Source organism: Pseudomonas sp. NFIX49 (genome assembly GCF_900115915.1).
GTDB classification, from domain to species: Bacteria; Pseudomonadota; Gammaproteobacteria; order Pseudomonadales; family Pseudomonadaceae; genus Aquipseudomonas; species Aquipseudomonas pharyngis.
Genome location: NZ_FOYE01000003.1, coordinates 49,319 through 72,505 on the forward strand (window position 1 = coordinate 49,319; position 23,187 = coordinate 72,505).

The 23,187-nt window shown below is 61.9% G+C and carries 19 protein-coding genes; 6 read left to right on the forward strand and 13 right to left on the reverse strand.

The features are described 5' to 3' along the window. The first annotated feature begins 231 nt into the window (after positions 1-231). Positions 232-2,442: an LTA synthase family protein gene (locus BMZ46_RS08415; protein ID WP_074687868.1), complete on the forward strand. Its 2,211-nt coding sequence runs from the start codon at positions 232-234 to the stop codon at positions 2,440-2,442. A gap of 49 nt (positions 2,443-2,491) precedes the next feature. Here BMZ46_RS08415 and BMZ46_RS08420 read toward each other — a convergent pair whose 3' ends face one another. Then, positions 2,492-4,528, reverse strand: coding sequence for a TonB-dependent receptor (locus BMZ46_RS08420; RefSeq protein WP_074687867.1), 2,037 nt, complete (start codon positions 4,526-4,528; stop codon positions 2,492-2,494). Positions 4,529-4,855: 327 nt separating this feature from the next. Here BMZ46_RS08420 and katG point away from each other — a divergent pair, with 327 nt between their 5' ends. After that, complete coding sequence (gene katG, locus BMZ46_RS08425) at positions 4,856-7,123, forward strand: catalase/peroxidase HPI (protein ID WP_074687866.1); 2,268 nt, start codon at positions 4,856-4,858, stop codon at positions 7,121-7,123. Between the two features lie 332 nt (positions 7,124-7,455). Here the strand turns inward: katG and pepN are convergent, their stop codons facing one another. From pepN to BMZ46_RS08455, 6 genes are read right to left on the reverse strand one after another with little or no spacing between them, the layout of a single operon-like run. Continuing rightward, positions 7,456-10,113, reverse strand: a complete 2,658-nt coding sequence (pepN, locus tag BMZ46_RS08430; protein WP_074687865.1) for an aminopeptidase N — start codon at positions 10,111-10,113, stop codon at positions 7,456-7,458. 10 nt (positions 10,114-10,123) lie between these two features. Next, a complete protein-coding gene (locus BMZ46_RS08435) occupies positions 10,124-10,954 on the reverse strand; it encodes a DUF2797 domain-containing protein (RefSeq protein WP_039770790.1) in 831 nt (276 codons plus the stop codon). Further along, positions 10,951-11,211: a YeaC family protein gene (locus BMZ46_RS08440; protein ID WP_011333626.1), complete on the reverse strand. Its 261-nt coding sequence runs from the start codon at positions 11,209-11,211 to the stop codon at positions 10,951-10,953. The genes BMZ46_RS08435 and BMZ46_RS08440 overlap by 4 nt, the downstream gene beginning before the upstream one ends. 30 nt (positions 11,212-11,241) lie before the next feature. Continuing rightward, positions 11,242-12,111 carry a rhomboid family intramembrane serine protease gene (locus BMZ46_RS08445; protein WP_074687864.1) on the reverse strand — a complete coding sequence of 290 codons (870 nt, stop codon included), beginning with the start codon at positions 12,109-12,111 and terminating at the stop codon, positions 11,242-11,244. Next, positions 12,108-13,082, reverse strand: coding sequence for a metallophosphoesterase (locus BMZ46_RS08450; protein ID WP_371855265.1), 975 nt, complete (start codon positions 13,080-13,082; stop codon positions 12,108-12,110). The genes BMZ46_RS08445 and BMZ46_RS08450 overlap by 4 nt, the downstream gene beginning before the upstream one ends. Then, positions 13,079-13,969 carry an NAD(+) kinase gene (locus tag BMZ46_RS08455; RefSeq protein ID WP_011333623.1) on the reverse strand — a complete coding sequence of 297 codons (891 nt, stop codon included), beginning with the start codon at positions 13,967-13,969 and terminating at the stop codon, positions 13,079-13,081. The genes BMZ46_RS08450 and BMZ46_RS08455 overlap by 4 nt, the downstream gene beginning before the upstream one ends. A gap of 114 nt (positions 13,970-14,083) precedes the next feature. On the opposite strand from BMZ46_RS08455, the gene BMZ46_RS08460 reads away from it, so the two are divergent. Next, positions 14,084-15,034, forward strand: coding sequence for a DUF1853 family protein (locus BMZ46_RS08460; RefSeq protein WP_074687862.1), 951 nt, complete (start codon positions 14,084-14,086; stop codon positions 15,032-15,034). On the opposite strand, the gene BMZ46_RS08465 is transcribed toward BMZ46_RS08460, so the two are convergent. Both BMZ46_RS08465 and BMZ46_RS08470 read right to left on the reverse strand, forming a co-directional pair. Beyond that, positions 15,031-16,314 carry an arsenic transporter gene (locus tag BMZ46_RS08465; protein ID WP_039770797.1) on the reverse strand — a complete coding sequence of 428 codons (1,284 nt, stop codon included), beginning with the start codon at positions 16,312-16,314 and terminating at the stop codon, positions 15,031-15,033. The two genes, BMZ46_RS08460 and BMZ46_RS08465, sit on opposite strands and share 4 nt — an antisense overlap. A gap of 170 nt (positions 16,315-16,484) precedes the next feature. Further along, positions 16,485-17,042, reverse strand: a complete 558-nt coding sequence (locus tag BMZ46_RS08470) for an NADPH-dependent FMN reductase (RefSeq protein ID WP_039770799.1) — start codon at positions 17,040-17,042, stop codon at positions 16,485-16,487. Between the two features lie 185 nt (positions 17,043-17,227). Between BMZ46_RS08470 and BMZ46_RS08475 the strand changes: the two genes are divergently transcribed. Both BMZ46_RS08475 and BMZ46_RS08480 read left to right on the forward strand, forming a co-directional pair. Then, positions 17,228-17,464 (forward strand): hypothetical protein, encoded by a 237-nt coding sequence (locus tag BMZ46_RS08475; protein ID WP_007956926.1) that lies wholly within the window; start codon positions 17,228-17,230, stop codon positions 17,462-17,464. 85 nt (positions 17,465-17,549) lie between these two features. Continuing rightward, complete coding sequence (locus BMZ46_RS08480) at positions 17,550-18,443, forward strand: LysR family transcriptional regulator (protein ID WP_074687861.1); 894 nt, start codon at positions 17,550-17,552, stop codon at positions 18,441-18,443. Here BMZ46_RS08480 and BMZ46_RS08485 read toward each other — a convergent pair. The 3 genes from BMZ46_RS08485 to dnaQ form a co-directional block, all read right to left on the reverse strand. Then, on the reverse strand, positions 18,409-19,023 hold the full coding sequence (locus tag BMZ46_RS08485) for a GNAT family N-acetyltransferase (RefSeq protein ID WP_074687860.1): 615 nt from the start codon (positions 19,021-19,023) through the stop codon (positions 18,409-18,411). The two genes, BMZ46_RS08480 and BMZ46_RS08485, sit on opposite strands and share 35 nt — an antisense overlap. A gap of 14 nt (positions 19,024-19,037) precedes the next feature. Further along, complete coding sequence (locus BMZ46_RS08490; RefSeq protein WP_074687859.1) at positions 19,038-21,293, reverse strand: Orn/Lys/Arg family decarboxylase; 2,256 nt, start codon at positions 21,291-21,293, stop codon at positions 19,038-19,040. Positions 21,294-21,448: 155 nt separating this feature from the next. Continuing rightward, positions 21,449-22,207, reverse strand: a complete 759-nt coding sequence (gene dnaQ, locus BMZ46_RS08495) for a DNA polymerase III subunit epsilon (protein WP_039770804.1) — start codon at positions 22,205-22,207, stop codon at positions 21,449-21,451. A gap of 188 nt (positions 22,208-22,395) precedes the next feature. On the opposite strand from dnaQ, the gene BMZ46_RS08500 reads away from it, so the two are divergent. Beyond that, entirely contained in the window at positions 22,396-22,701 is a 306-nt protein-coding gene (locus BMZ46_RS08500; protein ID WP_052266592.1) for a DUF2388 domain-containing protein, read from the forward strand. Here BMZ46_RS08500 and rnhA read toward each other — a convergent pair whose 3' ends face one another. Next, the gene (rnhA, locus tag BMZ46_RS08505) at positions 22,702-23,163 is read right to left on the reverse strand and encodes a ribonuclease HI (RefSeq protein WP_039770807.1); all 462 of its coding nucleotides are present in this window, start codon (positions 23,161-23,163) and stop codon (positions 22,702-22,704) included. It abuts the gene before it with no gap. Positions 23,164-23,187 lie beyond the last annotated feature (24 nt).

Consider the following 23,187-nt stretch of genomic DNA (forward strand, 5'->3'; position numbering starts at 1 on the left):
CACCAACGGATCAAAGGCCGCTTAAACAGCCTGAAACAATAAAACCGGCGCCTCGCTCAGGTCGGAAAACCGCCAGGACGTACGCCGATCAAGGTCCCGCCCCTTGCGGATGGATCACAGCGATCTTCGGGACCGGATCATCCAGCCGTTTAAAAAGGCGATCAGACTGCCGACGCTTGGTATCATCGCCCACACTTTTATGACGGTTTAATGGCTGGAAGGTCTTTTTTTGTGAGCGCTCTTTTTCAACGGCTGCGGTGCCTGGATGCCCGCCTTCTCTCTCTGGTTTTTCTGGTACTGATCGTGCCGGTGTGCCTGCGGGCGGCACTCGGCTGGTCGAGCCTGTTTGGTTACCTGTCGGATCTGGCCATCGGCAGTCTGCTGGTGGTGGTGTTGCACCGCCGCCCCTGGTGGCTGGCGCTGCCGGTGCTGCTGTTCTGGGGATTGCTGGCGGTGGCGACCGCGGAACTGGTCAGCGCGGTCGGCCGCCTGCCGACCGTGGCGGACCTGCATTATCTGATCGACCCGCAGTTCGTGGAAAACTCCACCGGCGGCGGCTTCGCCCATCCCGGCGTGGCGGTTGCGCTGCTTGTGGCCCTGGCCCTGTGGCTGCTCAGTCATTGGACTCGACGTGCGACACCGGTTCGCGCTCTGCCCCAAGCAGCCTGGGCGACCCCGGTGCTGCTGTTCTCCGCGTACTGGGGCGCGCAGCACCTGAACCCGAGCGATGCCGATCCGTGGCGTCTGTACAACCTGCCGCACCAACTGCTGGCCGCGCAGGTTGCCGACGTGCAGATGCAGGCTGAAGAATGGCTGGACGGCAACACTCAAGTCGCGCCTCCACCGATGGCCGGGCTCACCGATGTCGATCTGAACGGTCACCCGTTGCTGGCGGCCAAGGGCCAGGCGCGCAATGTGCTGATCGTCGCCCTCGAAGGCATTCCCGGCGCTTACATCGGCGCCAATCGCCAGGCCATCGGCAGCCATTATCAGGAAGACCTGATGCCCAACCTCAGCCGCTGGGCCGAGCGCGGCATGAACACCCCGGATTACGTGCTGCACACCCACCAGACCATTCGCGGTCTGTACGCCATGCTCTGCGGCGATTACGACAAACTCGACAACGGCACGCCCAAAGGCGTGGAAATGCTGACCCAGCACGAACGCAATCAGGCTTGTCTGCCGGCCCAGTTGCGTCAGCACGGTTTTGCCACGCACTACCTGCAAGGCGCAGGGCTGCGGTTCATGGCCAAAGACAAGATCATGCCGCACATCGGGTTCGATGCGACCCATGGCCTGGAGTGGTTCACCAACGCCAACTACCTGGAATTCCCGTGGGGCAAAGATGACAAGGCGTTTTTCGAAGGCGCACTGAAATACGTCGGCGAACTGAAGAAGCAGAAACAGCCGTGGATGCTGACGCTGCTGACCGTCGGCACCCACCAGCCCTACTCCGCGCCGGAGGAATACCTGCAACGCTACGACACGCCGAAGCAGGCCGCCGTCGGTTACCTGGACGATGCACTGGAACAGTTTCTCAGCGGCCTCGAACGCCAGGGCGTACTGAAAGACACGCTGGTGGTGATCACCTCGGACGAATCCCACGGCATCGACGGCGTACGCCTCGCGTCGTCCTGGGGCTTCAACCTGACCCTCGCGCCGGAACAGGCGCAACTGCCGCGCCTGAACGCCGGGGTCTATGGTCACGTCGATCTGAGCGCGTCGATTCTGGATTACTTCGACTTTCCGGTGCCCTCCGCTCTCAGCGGTCGTTCGCTGTTTCGCGATTACGATTCGGGCCGCGAAATCATGTCGTTCACCAACGGCAAGCTGCGTTACCACGACGGTCGCGGCCTGCTGACCGAATGCGACATGCCGCGCCGCTGCCGCAATTACGCAAGCAATGGATTCATCGCCGAAAGCGCCACATTCAAAGGCAACGCCAGCAGCCAGAATGCCCGGGACATCGCCGCCCGCGCCTCGGCCCTGGATCTGTCGCTGCTGCGCACCCCGCTGAACCAGCGTTATCAGTTCGGCAGCGCCAACGTCATTCCGCTGCAAGCGCAGATCAAGGACGACTGGGCCGACAACCTGATCGGCGCGCAATATCTGGAGATGCCTAAAGGCTCCCACACCCGCGTACACCTGACCGTACGTTCGGTCGATCCGCAGCAGGCAGCGTACATTCAGCTCAAGGCCAAGGAATTCGAACAGGACGTGCAACTGGGCCTGCCGACCGAGATGGTCGCCACGGCGGATCAGCCGCTGGAGATGGATTTCAGCTTCGACAACCCGCAACCGCGCAAGGCGTTCTCGTTCCATTTGTTGGGGTATGGCCTGGGCGCCGTGGAGGTCAGTGATTTCAGCGTGATCACCGAACTGCCAGGGCAACAGGATCTGCTGGACGAGATCCCGGAAGAAGACACCGCTCAATCGAGTTGAGGTCGACGCCAGCGTCGCAACGACGCTGGCGCCTGTCCGATGTGACCGATCAGAACGTGGTGCGCAGCCCTACCTGAATGCTGCGCCCTTCTGCCGGCGCAATATCGCGCAGGATCGAGCTGGCATAACGCACGGTCTGGTTGGTCAGGTTCTCGGCATTGACGAAGGCCAGCCATTTGCTCTGGCCAACATCAAAGTGATAACCCACATTCGCCCCCAGCGTGGTGTAGCCGTCGGTGCTGCTTTCGTTGTCCGGCACCCGGTGCTGGGAACTGGCGTGTTCCACATCGATCCGCGCCTGCCAGCGATCCAGCTCCCACAACAGACCGGTGTTCAACCGCAGCGGTGCGATGCGCGGCAGGTCCTGGCCGTTGTCGAGGTTCTTGGCGCGGGTGTAATCGCCCGACAGTTCCAGAGCAAACTTGCCGTAGGCGTTTTCGCCGAGGGTCCAGCGATCCTGCGCTTCGATACCGCTGAAGCGCGCCCGCACGCCGGAGTAGGTGTATTCAGGAATGCCGTCGGCGTCTTCCTCGCCTTCGTCGTTGAGCGTGCGCCCGGTTCCGAGCAGGCCGATGTAGTTGGAGAAATGGCTATAGAACACGCCAACGCTGCCCTTGTGCGTACCGTTGTCGAAACGCAGGGCCAGGTCGCTGGAGACGGCTTTTTCTTTCGACAGCCCCGCATCCCCGACTTCATAAGTGCCGGTGGCGACGTGGGCGCCGTTGGCGTAAAGCTCATAGAACGTCGGCGCGCGTTCGGTGTAGCCCAGGGTGGCAGCGACCGACCAGATCGGCGTCAGCGTGTACACCGCGCCGGATGACAGGCTGCCGGCGGTGAAACTGCTGGAGCGATCGGCATTGGCGAAACGCTCGTTGCCTTTGCCATCCGGGTCGACCGTGGTGTGTTCAAGGCGTCCGCCGAGGGTGAACAGCAGACGATCCGTGGCTTGCAGCTCTTCGAGAATGAACAGTGCACCGGCGTCGGTATCGGTGTGCGGCACGAACGCTTCTTCGCCCAGCGCCGAGAACTCGTTGCGACTGACTTGCGCGCCAATCACCCCGTTGAACGGCCCGAGCGGCTGATGCCGGGCCTCGACCCGCGCCTCGTAGCCCTTGTTCTTGAACGTGGTGCCGACTTCGCCGCCCTCGATTTCGCGGTGCTGGTAATCGGTGTAGCCGGCGTCGAGTTTCACCGAGCTGAACGGGCCGTCGAGGTTGCGGATTTCCGAGGCGAACGCGTAGTGCTCCTGCTCCATGCGGATGCGCACATCGTCCTCGGCCGGCGAGCCGTAGTTGGAGTCGTAATTGCTGTACGACAGCCCCGCGTAACCGTCATCCCAGGTGTAGGAACCGCCCACCGCACCGCCGTCCTGACGACCGTCGCTGTTGGCCAGCCGATGTTTCTTCGAATCGCCATCGTCGTTCGCCCGTTCACGGCCGGTCTTGGCGTAGCCGGGGATTTTCAGGTCATTGAACTCGCGGGCGCTGGCGTCCAGGTGCAAGGCGAACTGGCCGTTACCGGCTTCAAGCTTGCCGGCGCTGCTGCGGGTGGTGTCGGCGCCGCCGTAGCGCAACTCGCCTGCACCGTGAATGCCGTCGATGGCTTCGGTCGGGATGCGGTTGTCGAAGGTGTTGACCACCCCGCCGATGGCGCTGCCGCCATACAGCAAGGCTGCGGGGCCACGGACGATTTCGATGCGTTCGACGTTGACCGGATCCAGCGGCACCGCGTGATCGTAGGACAGCGACGAGGCGTCCAGCGCGCCGACGCCGTTGCGCAGGATGCGAATGCGATCGCCGTCCTGCCCGCGAATGATCGGCCGACTGGCACCCGGGCCGAAGTAGGACGACGACACGCCCGGCTGCTTGTTCAGGGTTTCGCCGAGGCTGCCCTTTTGTTGCAGCGTCAGGCTGTCACCGCTCAACACGGTCGAGGGCGAGGCCAGGGTCTGACTGCCCAGCGGATTGCCGGTGATGACTTGCGGTTGCAGTTCCAGCGGGTCGGCGGCGAATGCGGGCGAAGCGATCAGCAGCGCCGAGGCCATGAGCGTCAGGCGGGGTTGGAAGGTGTGGAAGCGGGAAGGCATTTCAGGAATCCGTCAGGCAGAAAAGTGAGGATCGATGCCAGCGCTACACAGGGGTGTATTACCGGCATCGATCAGATGAAATCATTTTTATGTTATACAATAACATTTCCAATGACCATCCCGTTTCGCCCAGACACATGCAAACCAGCGCTCAAGCACGGGCATTTCAGCGCCCTGCCCCTGCAGGTTCCCCGCACTTCGCATAAGAGACTGCGCCTATCAGGCACCAATAGTCGGCCTATTAGCTGACTTGCCAAGTCGGGTCTAGCCTTACTAGTCCGAAGTCGGCACGAGCCGGCCGCAGAAGACCTGATAAGGATCCCGAACATGGCAAATGAATCGAAATGCCCGTTCAATCACGCCGCCGGCGGTGGCACGACGAACCGCGATTGGTGGCCGAATCAACTGAACCTGAAAATCCTGAGTCAGCACTCGCCCGCATCCGATCCGATGGGCAAGGACTTCGACTACGCCAAGGCTTTCAAGAGCCTGGATTTCCAGGCCCTCAAACGCGATCTGACGGCGCTGATGACCGACTCCCAGGAGTGGTGGCCAGCGGACTTCGGCCACTACGGCCCGCTCTTCATCCGCATGGCCTGGCACAGCGCCGGCACCTATCGCACCGCTGACGGCCGTGGTGGCGCCGGCTCCGGCCAGCAACGCTTCGCCCCGCTCAACAGCTGGCCAGACAACGTCAGCCTCGACAAGGCCCGACGGCTGCTGTGGCCGATCAAGCAGAAATATGGCCGCAACATTTCCTGGGCCGACCTGATCGTGCTCACCGGCAACGTCGCGCTGGAATCCATGGGCTTCAAGACCTTCGGTTTCTCCGGTGGCCGCGCGGACGTCTGGGAACCCGATGAAGACGTGTACTGGGGCTCGGAAAACAAGTGGCTGGGCGGCGACAACCGCTACGGCAAGGATCCGGAATCCATGCAGCCGCCGGGCGAAGGCACACTGGTCGCGGAACCCGCCGAACACGGCAATGAGGAAAGCCGCACCAACCAAGGCGAACGCAACCTGGAAAACCCGCTCGCCGCCGTGCAGATGGGCCTGATCTACGTGAACCCGGAGGGCCCCGAAGGCAATCCCGACCCGGTGGCCTCGGCCAAGGACATCCGCGAAACCTTCGGCCGCATGGCCATGAACGACGAGGAAACCGTCGCCCTGATCGCCGGTGGTCACGCCTTCGGCAAGACCCACGGCGCCGGCCCCGCCGATAACGTCGGCCCGGAACCGGAAGCCGCCGGCCTCGAAGAACAGGGCCTGGGCTGGAAGAACAGCTTCGGCACCGGCAAAGGCGCCGATACCATCACCAGCGGCCTGGAAGTGACCTGGACCACCACCCCGACCAAGTGGAGCAACAATTACCTGGAAAACCTGTTCGGCTTCGAGTGGGAACTGACCAAAAGCCCGGCTGGTGCCCATCAGTGGAAACCGAAAAACGGCGCCGGCGCCGGCACCATCCCCCACGCCCACGACCCGAACAAACGCATCGACCCGACCATGCTCACCTCCGACCTGGCCCTGCGTTTCGACCCGGCCTACGAGAAGATTTCGCGGCGCTTCCTGGCCAATCCCGATCAACTGGCCGATGCCTTCGCCCGGGCCTGGTACAAACTGATTCACCGCGACATGGGCCCGCTCTCGCGTTATCTCGGCCCGGAATTGCCCCAGGAAGAATTGCTTTGGCAAGACCCGATTCCCGAGGCCACGCATCCACTGGTGGACGACAGCGATATCAGGGCGCTGAAAGGCAAAATACTGGCGTCGGGGCTGTCCGTTTCGGAACTGGTTTCCACCGCCTGGGCGGCCGCATCGACCTTCCGGGGCTCGGACAAACGCGGCGGCGCCAATGGCGGGCGTCTGCGTCTGGCACCGCAGAAATTCTGGCAGGCCAACCAGCCTGAGCAACTGGACAAGGTGCTGAAAGTTCTTGAAGGCATTCAGAACGAGTTCAACGCCGGGGCGACAGGCAAGCAAGTCTCGCTGGCGGACCTGATCGTGCTGGCCGGTAACGCCGGTGTCGAGCAAGCGGCGCAAAACGCCGGGCATACCGTGACCGTGCCGTTCAATCCGGGGCGCACCGATGCAACTCAGGAGCAAACCGATGTCGAGTCATTCGGCTTCCTCGAGCCGCATACCGACGGCTTCCGCAACTACGCCGCCAACACGTACCGCGTGCCGGCCGAAGCGTTGCTGATCGACAAGGCACAACTGCTGACCCTTTCCGCCCCGGAAATGACCGTACTGATCGGCGGCCTGCGCGTGCTGGACACCAACGTCGGTAAAACGAAACACGGCGTGTTCACCGACAAACCCGGTTCACTGACCAACGACTTCTTCCGCAACCTGCTGGACATGGGCGTGGAATGGAAACCGACGTCGAAAACCGAGTTCGAAGGCCGCGACCGTAAAACCGGCAGCGTGAAATGGACGGCGACCCGGGTCGATCTGGTGTTCGGTTCCAACGCCGTACTGCGGGCGCTGGCCGAGGTGTATGCCAGCTCCGATGCGAAGGAAAAGTTCGTCAACGACTTCGTTGCTGCGTGGGCGAAGGTGATGGATCTGGATCGGTTTGATTTGCGGCAATAAGGGCTTTTTCATCCAGCCACAAAGAACGCCGCTCATCGAGCGGCGTTTTTCTATTCGGCGTGAGTGATGTGGTGCGGCTGAAACCCAACCCCCTCACCCCAGCCCTCCCGAAACGTCGGACCGCCCCGAGGGAGAGGGAGCCGACCGAGGTGTATTGCGCGATACATCGACCTGAAGAATCGAGTCGATTATGGATTCGGCAAAGCACTATCAGGTCGATGCAGCTCGACAGAACGACTCGGTCAGTCCCCTCTCCCTCCGGGAGAGGGTTAGGGTGAGGGCTGGATCTAAAGTTGAAACACCACCTCAAGACCACCCCCAACCAACCAGCCTCAAGCCAAACTCTTGCTCACCACCTCATACACATCGCTGGACAGCTGCCCCGAAGCCAGAATCCGCTCCAACTCAGCCTTCATCAGCGCCTGACGAGCGCCGTCATACTTGCGCCAGCGGGTCAGCGGCGCCAGTTGACGCGAAGCGATCTGCGGGTTGAAGCCGTTCAGCTCGATCACCAGATCCGCCAGGAAGCGATAACCCGAGCCATCCGCCGCGTGGAAGTTGATCAGGTTCTGTCCGGCGAACGCACCGACCAGCGCGCGCACCTTGTTCGGGTTCTTGATGTTGAACGCCGGGTGCTGCATCAGTGCCTTCACACGCTCCAGACCGCCCGGCAAGGTGCTGCCGGCCTGCACGCTGAACCACTGATCCATGACCAGCGGATTGTCCTTGAAGTGCTCGGCGAAACTGGCCAGTGCGGTGGCTTTCTGCTCGTCGAACGGCGAGTTGACCAGCACCGCCAGCGCGGTCAGGCGCTCGGTCATGTTGTCGCAGCTGTCGAACTGTTCCAGCGTTGCCGCCAGCACTTCCGGCTTGCCGCTGAGCATCAGGTACGACAGCGCGATGTTCTGCAACGCGCGACGGGCGAAGTGCTCGGCCTCGGCCACGTACGGGGTTTGCTTCGACAAGTCGCGGTTGGCCTGATAACGCAGCCACAGTGGTTCGAACAGGTTCTCCGCCAGTTGCTGACGGGCGAATTCGCGGGCGGTGTGGATCGCGTCCACATCGGCGATTTCGCTGATTTCGGTCAGGTACGCCTCACTTGGCAGCGAGAGCATTTCCGCGACCATCGCCTGATCCAGCGTTTCGTCCGACAGCACGGTGCGCAAAGCGGAAACCAGACGTGGGTCGAGCACCAGGCTTTCGCCCTTCTGCTGCTGGCCGATCAACTCTTGCAGCACCTGCACCGACAGTTGCTGGCCGGCATCCCAACGATTGAAACCATCGGTGTCGTGCTGCATCAGGAACATCAGCTGATCGCGGTTGTACGGGAAGCTCAGTTTCACCGGCGCCGAGAAGCCACGCAGCAACGACGGCAGCGGTTGTTCGGCGATGTCGACGAAGGTGAACGTCTGCTCGGCTTCGGTCACCGAGATCACTCGGCTAGTGCCTTGGGCCGAGGCTTCGCCGGCCAGACGCAGGGCAATCTCGTTGCCCTGGCTGTCGAGCAGGCCCAGCTCCACCGGGATCACGAACGGCAGTTTTTCAACCTTGTCCGGGGTTTCCGGGCAGCTCTGACGGAAGGTCAGGCTGTAGGTTTTCGCGGCCGCATCGTAAGACTCGCTCACCGCCAGACGCGGTGTGCCGGCCTGGCTGTACCAGCGCTTGAACTGAGTCAGGTCGACGCCGTTGGCATCTTCCATGGCCTTAATGAAGTCATCGCAGGTCACGGCCTGGCCGTCGTGGCGTTCGAAGTACAGATCGCTGCCCTTGCGGAAGCCTTCGGCGCCCAGCAGGGTGTGGATCATGCCGACCACTTCCGAGCCCTTTTCGTACACGGTCAGGGTGTAGAAGTTGGAAATCTCAATGAAGCTGTCCGGGCGCACGGCGTGGGCCATGGGACCTGCATCTTCGGCGAACTGGTGGGTACGCAGGTACGCCACGTCCTGAATGCGTTTGACCGTGGCCGAGTTCATGTCAGAGGAGAAACCGGCATCGCGGAACACCGTGAAGCCTTCCTTGAGCGACAGCTGGAACCAGTCGCGGCAGGTCACGCGGTTGCCCGACCAGTTGTGGAAGTATTCGTGGGCGACGATCGCTTCGACCCGCTGGTGCGCGGCGTCGGTGGCGGTTTCGGCGCGGGCCAGCACGGCGCTGGAGTTGAAGATGTTGAGGCCCTTGTTCTCCATCGCGCCCATGTTGAAGTCGTTCACGGCGACGATCATGAAGATGTCCAGATCGTACTCGCGACCGTAGACCTCTTCGTCCCAGCGCATCGACTTCTTCAGGCTGTTCATGGCGTGCTGGCACTTGTCAATGTTTTCCGGCTCGACGTAAATGCGCAGCGCCACATTGCGGTTGGTCATGGTGGTGAAGGAGTCTTCAACGCACCACAGGTCACCGGCCACCAGCGCGAACAGGTACGCCGGTTTCATGAACGGGTCTTCCCAGGTCGCCCAGTGCCGGCCATCTTCGCCGGGGCCGCTGGCGATCGGGTTGCCGTTGGACAAGAGCACCGGATAGCTGTGCTGCTCGGCCACTACGGTGGTGGTGAACTTGCTCATCACGTCCGGGCGGTCGAGGTAATAGGTGATCTTGCGGAAGCCTTCGGCCTCGCACTGGGTGCAGAACATCGTGCCGGACTTGTACAGGCCTTCCAGTGCGGTGTTGGTTTCCGGATGGATCCTGACGCTGGTGTCCACCGTGAAGGTTTCGCTGACCGGTTGCAGGGTCAGGTGATTTTCCGTCAGCTGGTAGTCGGCGGCGCTCAGTTCCTGGTCGGCCAGGGTCACCGAGAGCAACTCCAGCTGCTGGCCGTCGAGCACCAGCGGCGGCAGGCCCGGGCCACGGGCCGGGTTGCGGCGCATCACCAGTTGCGCGTGGACCAGACTGTGGTCCTCGAACAACTCGAAGGTCAGGTGTGTTTCGTCGATCAGGTACTCGGGCGCCTGATAGTCCTTCAGGTAAATCATCTTCGGTTGTTCGGTGCGCATGCTGAAGTCCTTATTGATGCACGGCGAGCTGATAGGCCGTGTATTTACGAATGTTGATCACGCCGGTGTCGAAGATCAGGTACTGGCCCTTGATCCCCAGCAGCGTGCCTTCGGCAATCGGGTTCTTGTCCAGGTTGAAGCTGACGATCTTGGCCGGGTACTGCTCGACCGGGTAGCGGATTTCCAGAGGCTCGACATCGGCGATGGTCTGAATGGCCTGGAGACCGAATCGCTCCTGCAAACCTTGCAGACCCGGGGCGCAGCTTTCGAACAGTTGATCGCGCACCTGCGCCAGATCCACCGCCGCCGCGTCGCCCTTGAGCAAGGCGCGCCAGTTGGTCTTGTCCGCCACCTGGCTGCGGAACAGGTCTTCGACGAAGCCCGACTGCTGCCGCGTCGACACGCGCATGATCGGCAGCGCCTGACTGGCACCCTGGTCGAGCCAGCGGGTCGGCAACTGGGTGGCGCGGGTGATGCCGACCTTGATCCCCGACGAATTGGCCAGGTAGACGATGTGGTCGGTCATGCAGAACTTCTCGCCCCACTCCGGCTCACGGCAGGTGCCGGCCTCGAAGTGGCAGCGCTCCGGGCTCATGATGCAAATGTCGCACTGGGCCAGTTTGGTCATGCACGGGTAGCAGTAACCCTGACTGAAACTGGTCTTGGTCCTGCGCCCGCAATGGGTGCAGTGAATCGCTCCCAGGTATTCCAGACGCACCGTGCTGCCGATCAACGGGTTGACCGGCACCTCGACGTCATCCAGACGAAACGCGTACTGCACGTTCGGCCCGTCCAGGCGCGCCGACATTTTGCTGATTGCACCGCGGCCGATCTCGATCAATGGAGGGCGTCCGACTTGAACAGAATGTTCGGCACTTCGATCGACTTCGACGCGCATTCCTGTGGGCCCATGTAGCCGGTGCGCTCTTCCTCGGGCAGGTTCTGCATTTCCCAGGCGATCATCGCCTGCAACGACAGCTCGCGCTGCTCGGCGGTGAGTTTGCCGCCGTCGGACCATTTGCCGATCTCTACCGCCAGTTTCAGGCTCTGGTAGATGTCCGGGGTGATGTTCTTGATCAAATCGTTAAAAGAGGACATCAGGGTCTCCGTGCTCTTTATTCAAAAAATTCAGGCGGCCAGTTTACGGCGGTTGTACAAACCGCCCAACAAACCGGTTAAGCATCCGATGAGTAACCCGCTGACGTGGGCAGCGTTGGCGATTTCGCCGAAACCGATCATCGAGATCAGCCCGGACAGGCACACCAGCAACCACACCAGCATCATTGCCAGCACGCCGCGCGGCAGGCGATAGGCCGGGTTCGGCGCCAGCAACTGGAAGATCCAGCAGTGACCGAGCAATCCGTAAAGTACGCCGGACAGGCCGCCGAACAGGCTCGGGCCGCTCCATGCGAACTGCGCATAGTTGGAAACCAGGCCGAACAGCAACGTCAGACCGATCAGGTTGACGCTGCCCTGGCGCGACTCGATGCGCCGCCCCAGCTCCCAGTACCACATGCCGTTCATGGCCAGGTGCAGGATGCCGAAGTGGATCAGCATCGGCGTAAACAGGCGCCACCACTGCCCCGCCGCCAGGCTGTCGGCCAGTGGTGTGAAGTGGATGTAGTCGCCGACCACGCGAAAATCGAGGAAGGTCAGCCAACGCATCGTGTCGAGGTTATCGCCAAGGAAGGTCAACCCGCCGACGATCAGGCTCAGCAGCAGAATGAATCCGGTGGCTTTGGCATGTTTCAGTTGCTCGGCGAAGCTCGGGCGCTTGAGCGTCGGCGCCGCCGGAATTTCCAGTTGCTGATCCGGGTCGCCCGCCGGGAAACGCTCGTACAGCGAGCGCACGTCGTCGCTGATTTCCGAGGGCACCCACAACACCTGCTCGCCCGCCTCTTCGCTGACACGATGGGGCACTTGCATGCGTTGCAGCAGTTTGACGAACCCACTCAGGTCCGCCGCCAACGGCACACGCAAGACCGCTATGGCACTCATCGCAGCACCTCCGGCCGCTCGACGTCGACCCAGACAAATTTATGCGGATCGAGGCGAGTTTCCTGATCCAGACGATAGGCCACCAGTTTGCCGTAGAGCACCGCGCTGTAATCCAGGCACGCGAGGTTCGGGCGGATCGGCGCCGGTTTGCCGCTGCGCCAGTAATGACCGACGAACAGCAACGGCTCATCGACGCCGTAGCGCAGCAGGGAATTCTTTTCGCTGGAGGTCAGCGGCTTCTGCGCCACCGGTTCGGGCAGTGCATCGGGCTGGAACACGATGTCGCCGTAGGTTTGCGGGTCGTCTTCCCAGAACTTGGTGCGGAAGAACGAGCGCACCAGGCCATCGCCGCTGGTCATGGTCAGGCCATCCGGCAGGCGCATGTCGGTGCCGCGCAGCAGGCGATCGAACACGGTGCAGGCGAAACTGCCCGGTACGGCCGATGCCTGGAGAAAGTGTTCATCAATGCAGCCATCGGGGAACAGCGCGCGCAACGGCTCGATCAGGCCGGCATCCCAGCAGGCATGCACCACGCGGAAACGTCCGGCGTCGACGAACAACGGCAGTTTGTAGAACCACTGCTGGAAGTCGTGCCAGTCGCCCGGATGGTCTTCGAACTGGGTCAGGGTTTCGTGCAGCAATCGGGCATGGCGCGGGGTGTGTTCACGGACGAACTGCTTGCCGCTGCCCGGAGGCGCCGGGGTGCTCCAGCCGAGGGCGTTGAACTCGTGGTTGCCCATGATGCACAACGCCTGACCGGCCTCGACCATGTCGTGGACGATGTGCAGCGCCTCGCGAATCCGCGGGCCGCGGTCGATGATGTCGCCGACAAACACGGCCATGCGCGACGGATGCCGCCAGACTCCGCCCTGCTTGTGATAACCGAGACGGTCCAGCAGGTGTTCCAGGGTCAGGGCGCATCCGTGCACGTCACCAATCAGGTCATAACTGCGCGCGGGATCGAGCATCAGTCGCCTCCACCACCCAACTTGCTGCCCCAGCCGAGCTTGGTCCGGCAGACTTCGTAGTAGTTGTGGTCGAGCGGATGGATCAGCCGCAGCTTCTGCGCTTTCTTGCTGACGGTGATGGTGTCGCCCGGCGCGCAGGTGAAGTGGTTCTGCCCGTCGCAGGAGACTTGCGGGTAGATCTGCATATCTTTGGACACGACGATTTTCAGCTCACTGTTGCCATCGACCACGATCGGTCTGCCCGACAAGGTATGGGGGTACATCGGCACAATCACAATAGCGTCAAGCTTGGGATGCATGATCGGGCCACCGGCGGACAGTGCGTACGCGGTGGAACCGGTCGGGGTGGCGACGATCAGGCCGTCGGCCTTCTGGCTGCAGACGAACTGGCCGTCGATGTACAGCTCGAACTCGATCATCCGCGTCGATTTGCCCGGGTGCAGCACCACGTCGTTCAGCGCATCGCCCTGGCCGATGGCTTCGGCGTGGCGACGGACTTCGGCCTGCAGCAGGAAGCGGTTTTCCACCAGATAATGGCCGTCGAGCACTTCGGCGACCTTGATTTCCAGCTCGTCGGGGCGGATGTCGGTGAGAAAGCCGAGGCTGCCACGGTTGATCCCGAGTACCGGAATATTGTGTTTGGCCAGTGCCCGCGCCGCGCCGAGCAGGCTGCCGTCACCGCCGACCACGATGACCATGTCGCAGACTTCGCCGAGCATCTTGCGCGACGAGGTTTGCAGGCCATGGCCCGGCAGGACTTCGGCGATGGTGTCTTCGAGAATCACATGCAGGTGACGATCGAGCAGGAAGCGTTTCAGTCGGCGGACGGTATCCAGCACCTGGGAGCTGCCCAAGCGACCGATGATGCCGATATTACGAAATTGCTCCATGGGACTCCTGCGGGGACTGAGACGGCGAAAAGCACGATTATGGGCGAAAGCGCCGGATAGACAAAATCCTTTCAGCCCCGAGGCTGCACCGGTGTTTGAGGCTATGCTCGCAAGATGATCCTATTTCCCGATTTGCTGCAGTTGCCCCACCAGTTACGCCACCCCGAGGTGCGTGATCTGGCGTGGGTGATCCTCGCCCCGCCAATGCTCGCCGCTACCCCGTGGCCGCAGCGCCATCCGCTGGCGGGCAGCGACTGGGTCGGCGATCCCGAGCGCCTTGAACACTGGCTGCGCCAGCTCGACCGCGACAGTTACGGCCTGCTGCACTGGCTGTCCCAGGCCCGCACCCGGCGCCTGGGCCTGTATTACGAGCGTTTGTGGCAATTTGCGGTGGAACACGCGCCGGGTATCGAACTGATAGCCGCCAACCTGCCGATCCGCCGCGACGGTCACACCCTCGGCGAGCTGGACATGCTGCTGCGCGATCGCGACGGCGTGCACCACCTGGAACTGGCCATCAAGCTCTACCTCGGCCCGCAGAACGGCGACGGGCATGATCCGGCGTCATGGCTGGGGCCGGGTTGTCATGATCGACTGGATCGCAAACTGGCGCATTTGAGCGAACATCAGCTGCCGATCTCCGCGCGCCCGGAAAGCCGCGAAGTGCTGGCGGCGCTGGATGTCGGGTCGTTCAGTGCGCAACTGTGGCTGGGCGGATACTTGCTGTATCCGTGGCCCGGTCAGTCCGTGCCGCCCAGCGGCGCCCACCCGCAGCATTTGCGCGGCAGCTGGCTGCATCAGAAAGACTGGCCGGCGTTTGTCGCTCAGCGCCCGGCCGGACGCTGGCAACCCCTGCCCCGCCACGCCTGGCTGGCGCCGGCGCACTACCCGGCGGACCAGACCTGGAGCAACGGGCATTTGCAGGCCTGGCTCGATGAGCTCGAACCGCTGGCCCCGGCGCAACTGATGGTGCGCCTGACCGAAAATGCCCGGGGCGAGTGGGAAGAAGCCGAGCGGCTGTTTCTGGTGTCGGATCTGTGGCCGAATGTGCCGGGCCAGAGTTAAACCGACAACCGCACAGCCAGTGCGGCCAGCGTCACCAGCAACACCGGCACGGTCAGCACGATCCCGACCCTGAAGTAATATCCCCAGCCGATCTTGATGTTCTTGCGCTCCAGCACATGCAGCCAGAGCAAAGTCGCCAGACTGCCGATCGGGGTGATTTTCGGCCCCAGGTCGCTGCCGATCACGTTGGCGTAGATCATCGCCTCCTTCACCACACCGCTGGCCTGGCTGGCATCGATCGACAGCAGACCGACCAGCACCGTCGGCAGGTTGTTCATGATCGAGGACAACAAGGCCGTCAGTACCCCGGTGCCCATCGCCGCGCCCCATACACCGTAATCGCCGAACACATCGAGCCACCCGGCCAGATAGTCGGTGAGCCCGGCATTGCGCAATCCGTAGACCACCAAATACATGCCCAGCGAGAAAATCACGATCTGCCACGGCGCCTCTTTCATCACCTTGCGCGTGGAGATCTTGTGCCCGCGCGCGGCAATCGCCAGCAACAGCGCCGCGCACACCGCCGAGATCGCGCTGATCGGAATGCCCAGCGGCTCCAGCGCGAAACAGCCGATCAGCAGAATCACCAGCACCGCCCAACCGGCGTAGAACGTGGCTTTGTCGTGGATGGCGGTTTCCGGGTGTTCAAGCTGTTCCGGGTCGTAAGCCTTGGGAATGTCGCGGCGAAAGAACCAGAGCAACATGCCCAGCGTGGCCGCGACGCTGACAAAGTTGACCGGCACCATCACCGCCGCATAACGGTTGAATCCGATGTGAAAGAAATCGGCCGAGACGATATTCACCAGATTCGACACCACCAGCGGCAGGCTCGCGGTGTCGGCAATGAACCCCGCGCCCATGACGAACGCCAGGGTCGCCGCCGGAGAAAAACGCAGGGCCAGCAGCATGGAAATCACGATGGGTGTGAGGATCAGCGCGGCACCGTCATTGGCGAACAGCGCCGAGACCAGCGCACCCAGCAGCACCATGAAGGCAAACAGCTTGCGCCCGCTGCCCCGGCCCCACCGCGCTACGTGCAACGCCGCCCAGGCGAAGAACCCCGCCTCGTCGAGCAACAGGCTGATGATGATCAGCGCTACGAACGTGCCGGTGGCGTTCCAGATGATTTGCCACACCAGCGGGATGTCGCTCAGATGCACCACGCCGAAAATCAGCGCAACGATGGCGCCGAACGTTGCACTCCAGCCGACCCCGAGGCCTTTGGGTTGCCAGATCACCAGGGTAATGGTCAGCAGGAAAATCAGTGAAGCAGCGAGCATTCGCGACAGCCTTCAATAAAAGGGAAAAATTGAGCCACACCACAAAACCTGTGGGAGCGAGCCTGCTCGCGATGGCGGTGTGTCATTCAACTGATGTGCCAGCTGATACACCGAGATCGCGAGCAGGCTCGCTCCCACAGGGTCGATATCTTGTCAGAAAAATCAGCGAATCACTTCTTGTGCTGCGTCACCCACTCACCAAACGCATTGATAAAGCTCTGCAGGAACGGCTTCACCGACTCGTTAAGCTTGCCAGCTTCATCGAACGCCGTGCCCGCGCCGCCCAGATAGGCTTCCGGCTGCTGCATGCATGGCACGTTGAGGAAAACGAAGGACTGACGCAGGTGCTGGTTGGCGCCGAAACCGCCGATGGCACCCGGCGAAACGCTGATCACCGCCCCCGGTTTGCCGCTCCAGACGCTCTTGCCATACGGCCGCGAACCAACGTCGATCGCGTTCTTCAAAGGCGCCGGCACCGAGCGGTTGTATTCCGGGGTGACAAACAGCAGAGCGTCGGATGAGCCCACTTTTTGCCGGAAAGTGCTGTAGGCTGCCGGCGGTGAATCGCCGTCGATGTCTTCGTTGTAGAGTGGCAGATCGCCAATTTCGACAATGTTCAGCTTGAGATTGGCCGGTGCCAGTTCCGCCAGCGCCAGGGCGACCTTGCGGTTGATGGACGCCTTGCGCAGGCTGCCGACCACTACTGCGACGTTATAGACATTGCTCATTGGAAGACTCTCGACTGTCCGTGGGAGGAGCCAGTAGTTATAGATGATCCGACGACGATTCCACCAGACGCCGAAGGTTATTTCCCGCGTCTGGAATATTTTTTTCATGTAGGAAAACTTACCAAGCTCGATGACGGTCTACCAAGCCGCAAATCAAGCGTTTTATCTCCAGAGGTTCTAAGCAGATGGCAGCAGTACTCGTCGGTCAGTTCCATGCAAGAGATGCGGAAGGCCGCGTTTATTCCGTGCATGAGTTCCAGGAATCCAACCCGTCGGCAGACGGTTTCACCGGCACGGAGCCCGTTACCACCTACAAGCTGGCGATTGGCGACCGCGTCAACAAGATCGACGACAACGAGTTCCTGCTGGTTCAGTCGGGCATCACCCTGATCCGCGAACCCGAGCCATCGGTCGCTTCATAACCGATCGTTATGAGCAGAAGTCATCCGCGCCGAGTTGGGGTAGGATTCAGCCACTGACCCCAACGGCCGGACATGGACTTCACGCATGCGTTTACGTCATATCGAAGTGATTCAGGCGCTTTTGCAGACCGGTCACGTGGGCACCGCCGCCGAATGGCTGCAACTACCGGCGCCCGAGGTCGAGGAGCGTTTGCGCGAAGCCGAGAGTCAGCTCGGGTTCATGCTGTTCGCCAGCGTACGCGGACGACTTCAGCCAACCCCGGAGGCCCGGGCGCTGCAAGTCGAGATTGGCCACATCTATGAAGCACTGGAGCCGGTGCAACGGCTGGCCAGCAGCCTCAAACAATACCTCGCCCCACCCTTGCGGATCATCGGCACCCCGCCGCTGGCCCAGCAACTGCTGCCGCAAAGTCTCGCTGCCCTGCGCCGGCGTCTGCCCGACGTGCCCTGCACCCTGCTCAGCGAACCGACCCGCGACATCGTCCGCCACCTGCTGCTGCGCGACAGCGATCTGGGCCTGAGCCTGCACGATCCACAGCACCCCGACATTCATTGCCAGCCGCTGGCTCAGGGCAAATTGCAATTGCTTGCGCCCCACGGCTGGCTGCAACCGAAGCAGAAGTACATTTCCCTGCAGGATCTGGCCGGCCAGGCGATGGTCGGCCTCGAAGGCCAGGACCCGTTGAGCCCGGCCCTGGAAAACAAACTCCAGGCCCTGCGCCCGGCGCCGACCATCCAGACCCGGGTGCAGACCCACCAGATGATGCGCAGCATGGTCGAGGCCGGCGAAGGCCTGGCGATCGTCGACCCCTTCACCGCCCTTGGTGCGCGGGCGGGCGGTCTCGACGTCTGCCCGTTGTCGCCGGCGGTGCCGATCAGCCTCTATGCCCTGACCTTCAAACACGCCACGCCGTCAGCGGCGATTCATACCCTGCTCGGGATCGTCACGGAACAAGCCGAGGCGATGCTGGCGAACTGATCGGATGCTCCAGCGGGTTATCGAATAATCGATACCAGAACAACGCCACTTCGGCGGTGTTCGGATCGATGCCGCGATAACGCAAGTGGTCGATGCCGCCGATCACATACCCGCAACGCTCATACAGGCGACAGGCGCCGAGGTTGTTGTTCTGGGTTTCCAGCATGATCCCCGGCAGCTTTTTCTTGCGACTCCAGAACTGCGCCACATCGAGTAAAGCCTTGGCCACACCATGGCGCCGCGCCGGGGCGTGCACCGCCAGTTCATCGATATGGGCGAAGCCGTTCCAGTTGGTGCTGATCACCAAGTGCCCGACCGGCTCATCCTCAAGGTACGCCATGAAAATCGCGCTGTCGGCAGCATCGCGAAAACTGCTGAATTCCTCCGGATCGATGCCGTAGCACTTGCGATACGGCACGATGGGCGTCACGGCCCATTGCGCCACGGGTTTGCCGATTTCGGCCGCGCCGTAGGCAGCCACCTCGAAGCTGAAATCGCTGCCCCAGATATATTCGGCAAAACCCTCGTCGGCGACCCGCACCGACAGCCCTGGGTATTTCGGATTCATGACCGGTTGCATACTCGGAAAAGCCCTCATTCCTTGACGCAATCGACGGTGTATTGCCGTCCATTGCCCTCATCTTCGTGTTGCAGACCGTGCACATCGACCACGAAGCCCGGAAACGTTGCATCGAACGTGCGGGCAAATCTGAGGTATTCGATGATCGAGCGCGTGGATTCGGTAAAGCGTTCGCCAGGCATGATCAGCGGAATCCCCGGCGGGTATGGCACCAGCATCACCGCCGCCACCCGGCCTTCCAGCTCGTCGATCGGCACTGCCTCGACTTCGCCGCGTACCAGTTGATCGTAAGCATGGGCCGGTTTCATGGCGATTTCCGGCAGCACGGTGTACATGCGTTTGAGGTGTCTGGCGGTGGCGTTGCTGCGGTAGCAGGCGTGGAGCTGATCGCACAGATCGCGCAGGCCCATGCCGCGATAGCGCCCAGGATCTTCCTGGGCGACACACTTCAGGCAGGTGTCGAGGCTGACGTTGGCGTCGTAACTGCGCTTGAACTCCAGCAGTTCGGTCAGCAGCGTGCTCCACTTGCCCTTGGTGATGCCCATGGAGAACAGCACCAGGAATGAATACAGGCCGGTTTTCTCCACCACCAGTCCGCGCTCCCAGAGGAAGCGACTGACCACTGCCGCCGGGATGCCCTTGTCGCTCAAAGCGCCGCCAGCAGTCAGGCCCGGCATCACCAAAGTCACTTTGATCGGATCGAGCAGCACATAATCGTCGCTGACCTCGCCGAAACCATGCCAGTCCGCATCAGGCTTCAGCAGCCAGTCCTCGGTCTGCACCCGGTCGATGCCTTCGACACCCGGCGGCTGCCAGATCGAAAACCACCAGTCGTCGGCGGCAATGTGCTGGCGCAAATTGGCCAGCGCCCGGCGAAAACTCAGGGCTTCGTCGAAGGTTTCCTGTAGCAGCGAGCGTCCGGCCGGTCCTTCCATCATCGCCGACGCCACGTCCAGCGAGGCGATGATGCTGTACTGCGGCGACGTCGAGATGTGCATCATGAACGCTTCGTTGAACCGGTCGCGATCCAGCTGCCGCGCCCCGCCGTCCTGCACATGAATCATCGAGGCCTGGCTGAACGCCGCCAGCAGTTTGTGGGTGGAATGGGTGGTGAACACCAGCGGACTGTCCTCGCTGCGCGAGGTAGCCATGCCGTAACGGCCGGCGAAAAACTCGTGAAACGCGGCGTAGGCGTACCAAGCCTCGTCGAAATGCAGGACTTCGACGCTATTGCCCAGACTCTGCTTGATCAGCTCGGCGTTGTAGCAGAGGCCGTCGTAGGTGGAGTTGGTGATCACCGCCAGTTTGACTTTCGGCTCGCGGCCCTTGGTCAACGGGCTGGCATCGATCTTGGCCTGGATCGATTCGCGGCTGAATTCACTGAGCGGAATCGGGCCGATGATCCCCAGCTCATTGCGTTCCGGGCACAGGTACAGTGGAATCGCGCCGGTCATGATGATCGCGTGCAACACCGACTTGTGGCAGTTGCGATCCACCAGCACCAGATCATCGCGCCCGACCATCGAGTGCCAGACGATCTTGTTGGCGGTCGAGGTGCCATTGATCACGAAAAAAGTGTGATCGGCGCCGAAATTGCGCGCGGCTCGCGCTTCCGCCTCGGCGAGTGGCCCGGTGTGGTCGAGCAAGGAGCCCAGCTCCGGCACCGACACCGACAAATCCGAACGCAGGGTGTTTTCCCCGAAGAACTGGTGAAACGCCTGCCCCACCGGACTCTTGTGATAAGCCACCCCGCCGCCATGGCCTGGGGTGTGCCAGGAATAATTGGAATCGGCGGTGTGCTGCACCAGCGCCTTGAAGAATGGCGGCAACAGGCCGTCCAGGTACTTGCGTGCCGCCCGCGCCACTTGCCGGGCGAGAAACGGGACCGTGTCTTCGAACAGGTAGAGAATGCCGCGCAACTGATTGAGCTCGGCCATGGCATCGGCCGGGGCGTTTTCCAGGGTGACTTGCTCGCCGAGGGCAAAAATCGGCAGATCCGGCGCCCGCACCCGGGCCAGACCGATCAGTTCGGCCATGTTCTGCAACAAGTGGGAGTTGGTGCTGGCGTCTTCGGCGGCGATCAGCATGCACGCCAGACCATGGTGGGTCGACGCCACCAGCCGGCCCTCGGTGTAGTCCGTGGCCGAAACGATACTGAAACCTTCCAGCTCCAGCTCTCGGGCGATGCCGCGAATGCGTTCACCGGCAACCGTGTCGGCCTTGATGTCGCGGTGGACGATCAACACCGGGAACTTCAAATCTTTGTACATGAGGCTCAGTGTCCTGAGGCGGCGGAGAGTGATCTGCCAATGTCCTCAGGGTAGAGGGTCGGAGCGGATGTGGCGAGGGTGGCCAGTTGTCAGTACTGCCAAAAACAAAGGATCGCCTGAACACGGCCTGGATGTTCGGGCGATCCTTTTTTGCCTTACGCCTGAGCTTCGGCTTCCAGCAGTTGAGTCCACAACGCCGGGGCACCGGCCGATTTGGCGATGATTTCCAGGCGCACCTGGTGTTCGGCCAGCTCGGCTTCGGTAGCGCGAATGATCCGCCCCGGTTTGCGATCTGCCGGCAGACGGCGGATTTCGGTGGCCGAGTTGTCCGCGCCCTCGCCCGTGCCATTGCCGTCGGAGGCGTTGCCGGCCAGCGACAGGCTGGTCTGGCCACCGGTCATGGTCAGGTAGACGTCGGCGAGAATCTCCGAGTCGAGCAATGCGCCGTGCAGCTCACGGCCGGAGTTGTCGACGCCGTAGCGTTTGCACAAGGCATCGAGGCTGTTGCGCTGACCCGGGTGACGTTCCCGGGCCATCATCAGGGTGTCGAGGATCGTGCAGTGCTGCGTGATGTCCGCGCGATCCTGCTGGCCCATCAGGGCGAATTCATTGTTGATGAAGCCAACGTCGAACGCCGCGTTATGGATGATCAGCTGCGCGCCGTTGATGAACTCGAAAAATTCGTCGGCCACTTCGGCAAAACGCGGCTTGCCTACCAGGAATTCGTTGGTGATGCCGTGAACGGCGATCGCGCCTTCATCACTCTCGCGATCCGGTTGCAGGTAAACGTGAAAGTGCCGGCCCGTCAGACGTCGACCGATCAGCTCGACACAACCGATTTCGATAATCCGGTGGCCGTCGGTCACTGGCATGCCGGTGGTTTCGGTATCGAGTACAACGGATCTGGTGGCCATCAGTGTTCAGCTCTCAACGGGGTCAATCGTGCAAAAGCGGCGATGTTAACACGCTCGCGGTACACGTCGCGCGCCGTCAGGTGATCGGCGCTCATGCAGTTTTTAACAATCATTAGCAATGTTCATAAAGTCGGCGGCAAACCGGCTTGTTAGCGTGCGCGCCTTGTTTCCTGCGAATTGAGAGCGTCATGAAGACTGCATACGTTTTAATGCTCGGCGGCTGCCTGCTGACGGCCGAGGCGCACGCCACCAGTTTCGTCATCAGCACCGACATCACCATGAGCCTTACGCTCAGCGCCAGCAAAGGCACCAGCGGTTCGTTCAAGGACGACAAGATCGTGTTGGCGGCCAAGGATGACGCGGCGGCGTTCGTTGCCAGCGACGGGAACATTCGCGGCGCACAGATGGAAGCGGCGCTGACGCGAATTCGCAGCCTGCTGCCAGGTCAGCCCTATACCGACCTGCAACTGGCCAAGGCCATTTTGATGCTTTGATCAATCCTGCTTGTAACCGCGAACCTCATCCACCCCACGGTTGGCCAACTGGTCAGCCCGTTCGTTGCCGTGGTGGCCGATGTGGCCGCGGACCCATTTCCAGGTGACCTTGTGGCGATTGACCTGCTCGTCGAGCTCCTTCCACAGGTCAGCGTTTTTGACTGGCTCCTTGGCGGCGGTTTTCCAGCCGCGTTTCTTCCAGTTGGCCATCCACTCGTTGATGCCTTTCATCACGTATTGCGAGTCAGTCACCAGCAGCACTTCGCACGGACGCTTGAGGGCTTCCAGGCCGCGAATCGCGCCGAGCAGCTCCATGCGGTTGTTGGTGGTGTTGGCTTCGCCGCCCCACAGTTCCTTTTCAACACCCTTGCACACCAGCAAGGCGCCCCAGCCGCCGGGGCCGGGGTTGCCTTTACAGGCGCCGTCAGTGAACAGTTCTACGCTATCGACGCTTTCGCTCATGCCAGTCTATCCAGAAAAAATGCG

Excerpts from the sequence above, each read along its gene's own strand:
- BMZ46_RS08470 (WP_039770799.1), bottom strand. The coding sequence starts at position 17,042 with ATGAGCAATGTCTATAACGTCGCAGTAGTGGTCGGCAGCCTGCGCAAG.
- BMZ46_RS08485 (WP_074687860.1), bottom strand. The coding sequence starts at position 19,023 with ATGCAACCGGTCATGAATCCGAAATACCCAGGGCTGTCGGTGCGGGTC.
- BMZ46_RS08480 (WP_074687861.1), top strand. The coding sequence starts at position 17,550 with ATGCGTTTACGTCATATCGAAGTGATTCAGGCGCTTTTGCAGACCGGT.
- BMZ46_RS08455 (WP_011333623.1), bottom strand. The coding sequence starts at position 13,969 with ATGGAGCAATTTCGTAATATCGGCATCATCGGTCGCTTGGGCAGCTCC.
- BMZ46_RS08445 (WP_074687864.1), bottom strand. The coding sequence starts at position 12,111 with ATGAGTGCCATAGCGGTCTTGCGTGTGCCGTTGGCGGCGGACCTGAGT.
- katG (WP_074687866.1), top strand. The coding sequence starts at position 4,856 with ATGGCAAATGAATCGAAATGCCCGTTCAATCACGCCGCCGGCGGTGGC.
- BMZ46_RS08460 (WP_074687862.1), top strand. The coding sequence starts at position 14,084 with ATGATCCTATTTCCCGATTTGCTGCAGTTGCCCCACCAGTTACGCCAC.
- BMZ46_RS08420 (WP_074687867.1), bottom strand. The coding sequence starts at position 4,528 with ATGCCTTCCCGCTTCCACACCTTCCAACCCCGCCTGACGCTCATGGCC.
- BMZ46_RS08440 (WP_011333626.1), bottom strand. The coding sequence starts at position 11,211 with ATGTCCTCTTTTAACGATTTGATCAAGAACATCACCCCGGACATCTAC.
- dnaQ (WP_039770804.1), bottom strand. The coding sequence starts at position 22,207 with ATGGCCACCAGATCCGTTGTACTCGATACCGAAACCACCGGCATGCCA.
- BMZ46_RS08490 (WP_074687859.1), bottom strand. The coding sequence starts at position 21,293 with ATGTACAAAGATTTGAAGTTCCCGGTGTTGATCGTCCACCGCGACATC.
- BMZ46_RS08465 (WP_039770797.1), bottom strand. The coding sequence starts at position 16,314 with ATGCTCGCTGCTTCACTGATTTTCCTGCTGACCATTACCCTGGTGATC.
- BMZ46_RS08500 (WP_052266592.1), top strand. The coding sequence starts at position 22,396 with ATGAAGACTGCATACGTTTTAATGCTCGGCGGCTGCCTGCTGACGGCC.
- rnhA (WP_039770807.1), bottom strand. The coding sequence starts at position 23,163 with ATGAGCGAAAGCGTCGATAGCGTAGAACTGTTCACTGACGGCGCCTGT.
- BMZ46_RS08475 (WP_007956926.1), top strand. The coding sequence starts at position 17,228 with ATGGCAGCAGTACTCGTCGGTCAGTTCCATGCAAGAGATGCGGAAGGC.
- pepN (WP_074687865.1), bottom strand. The coding sequence starts at position 10,113 with ATGCGCACCGAACAACCGAAGATGATTTACCTGAAGGACTATCAGGCG.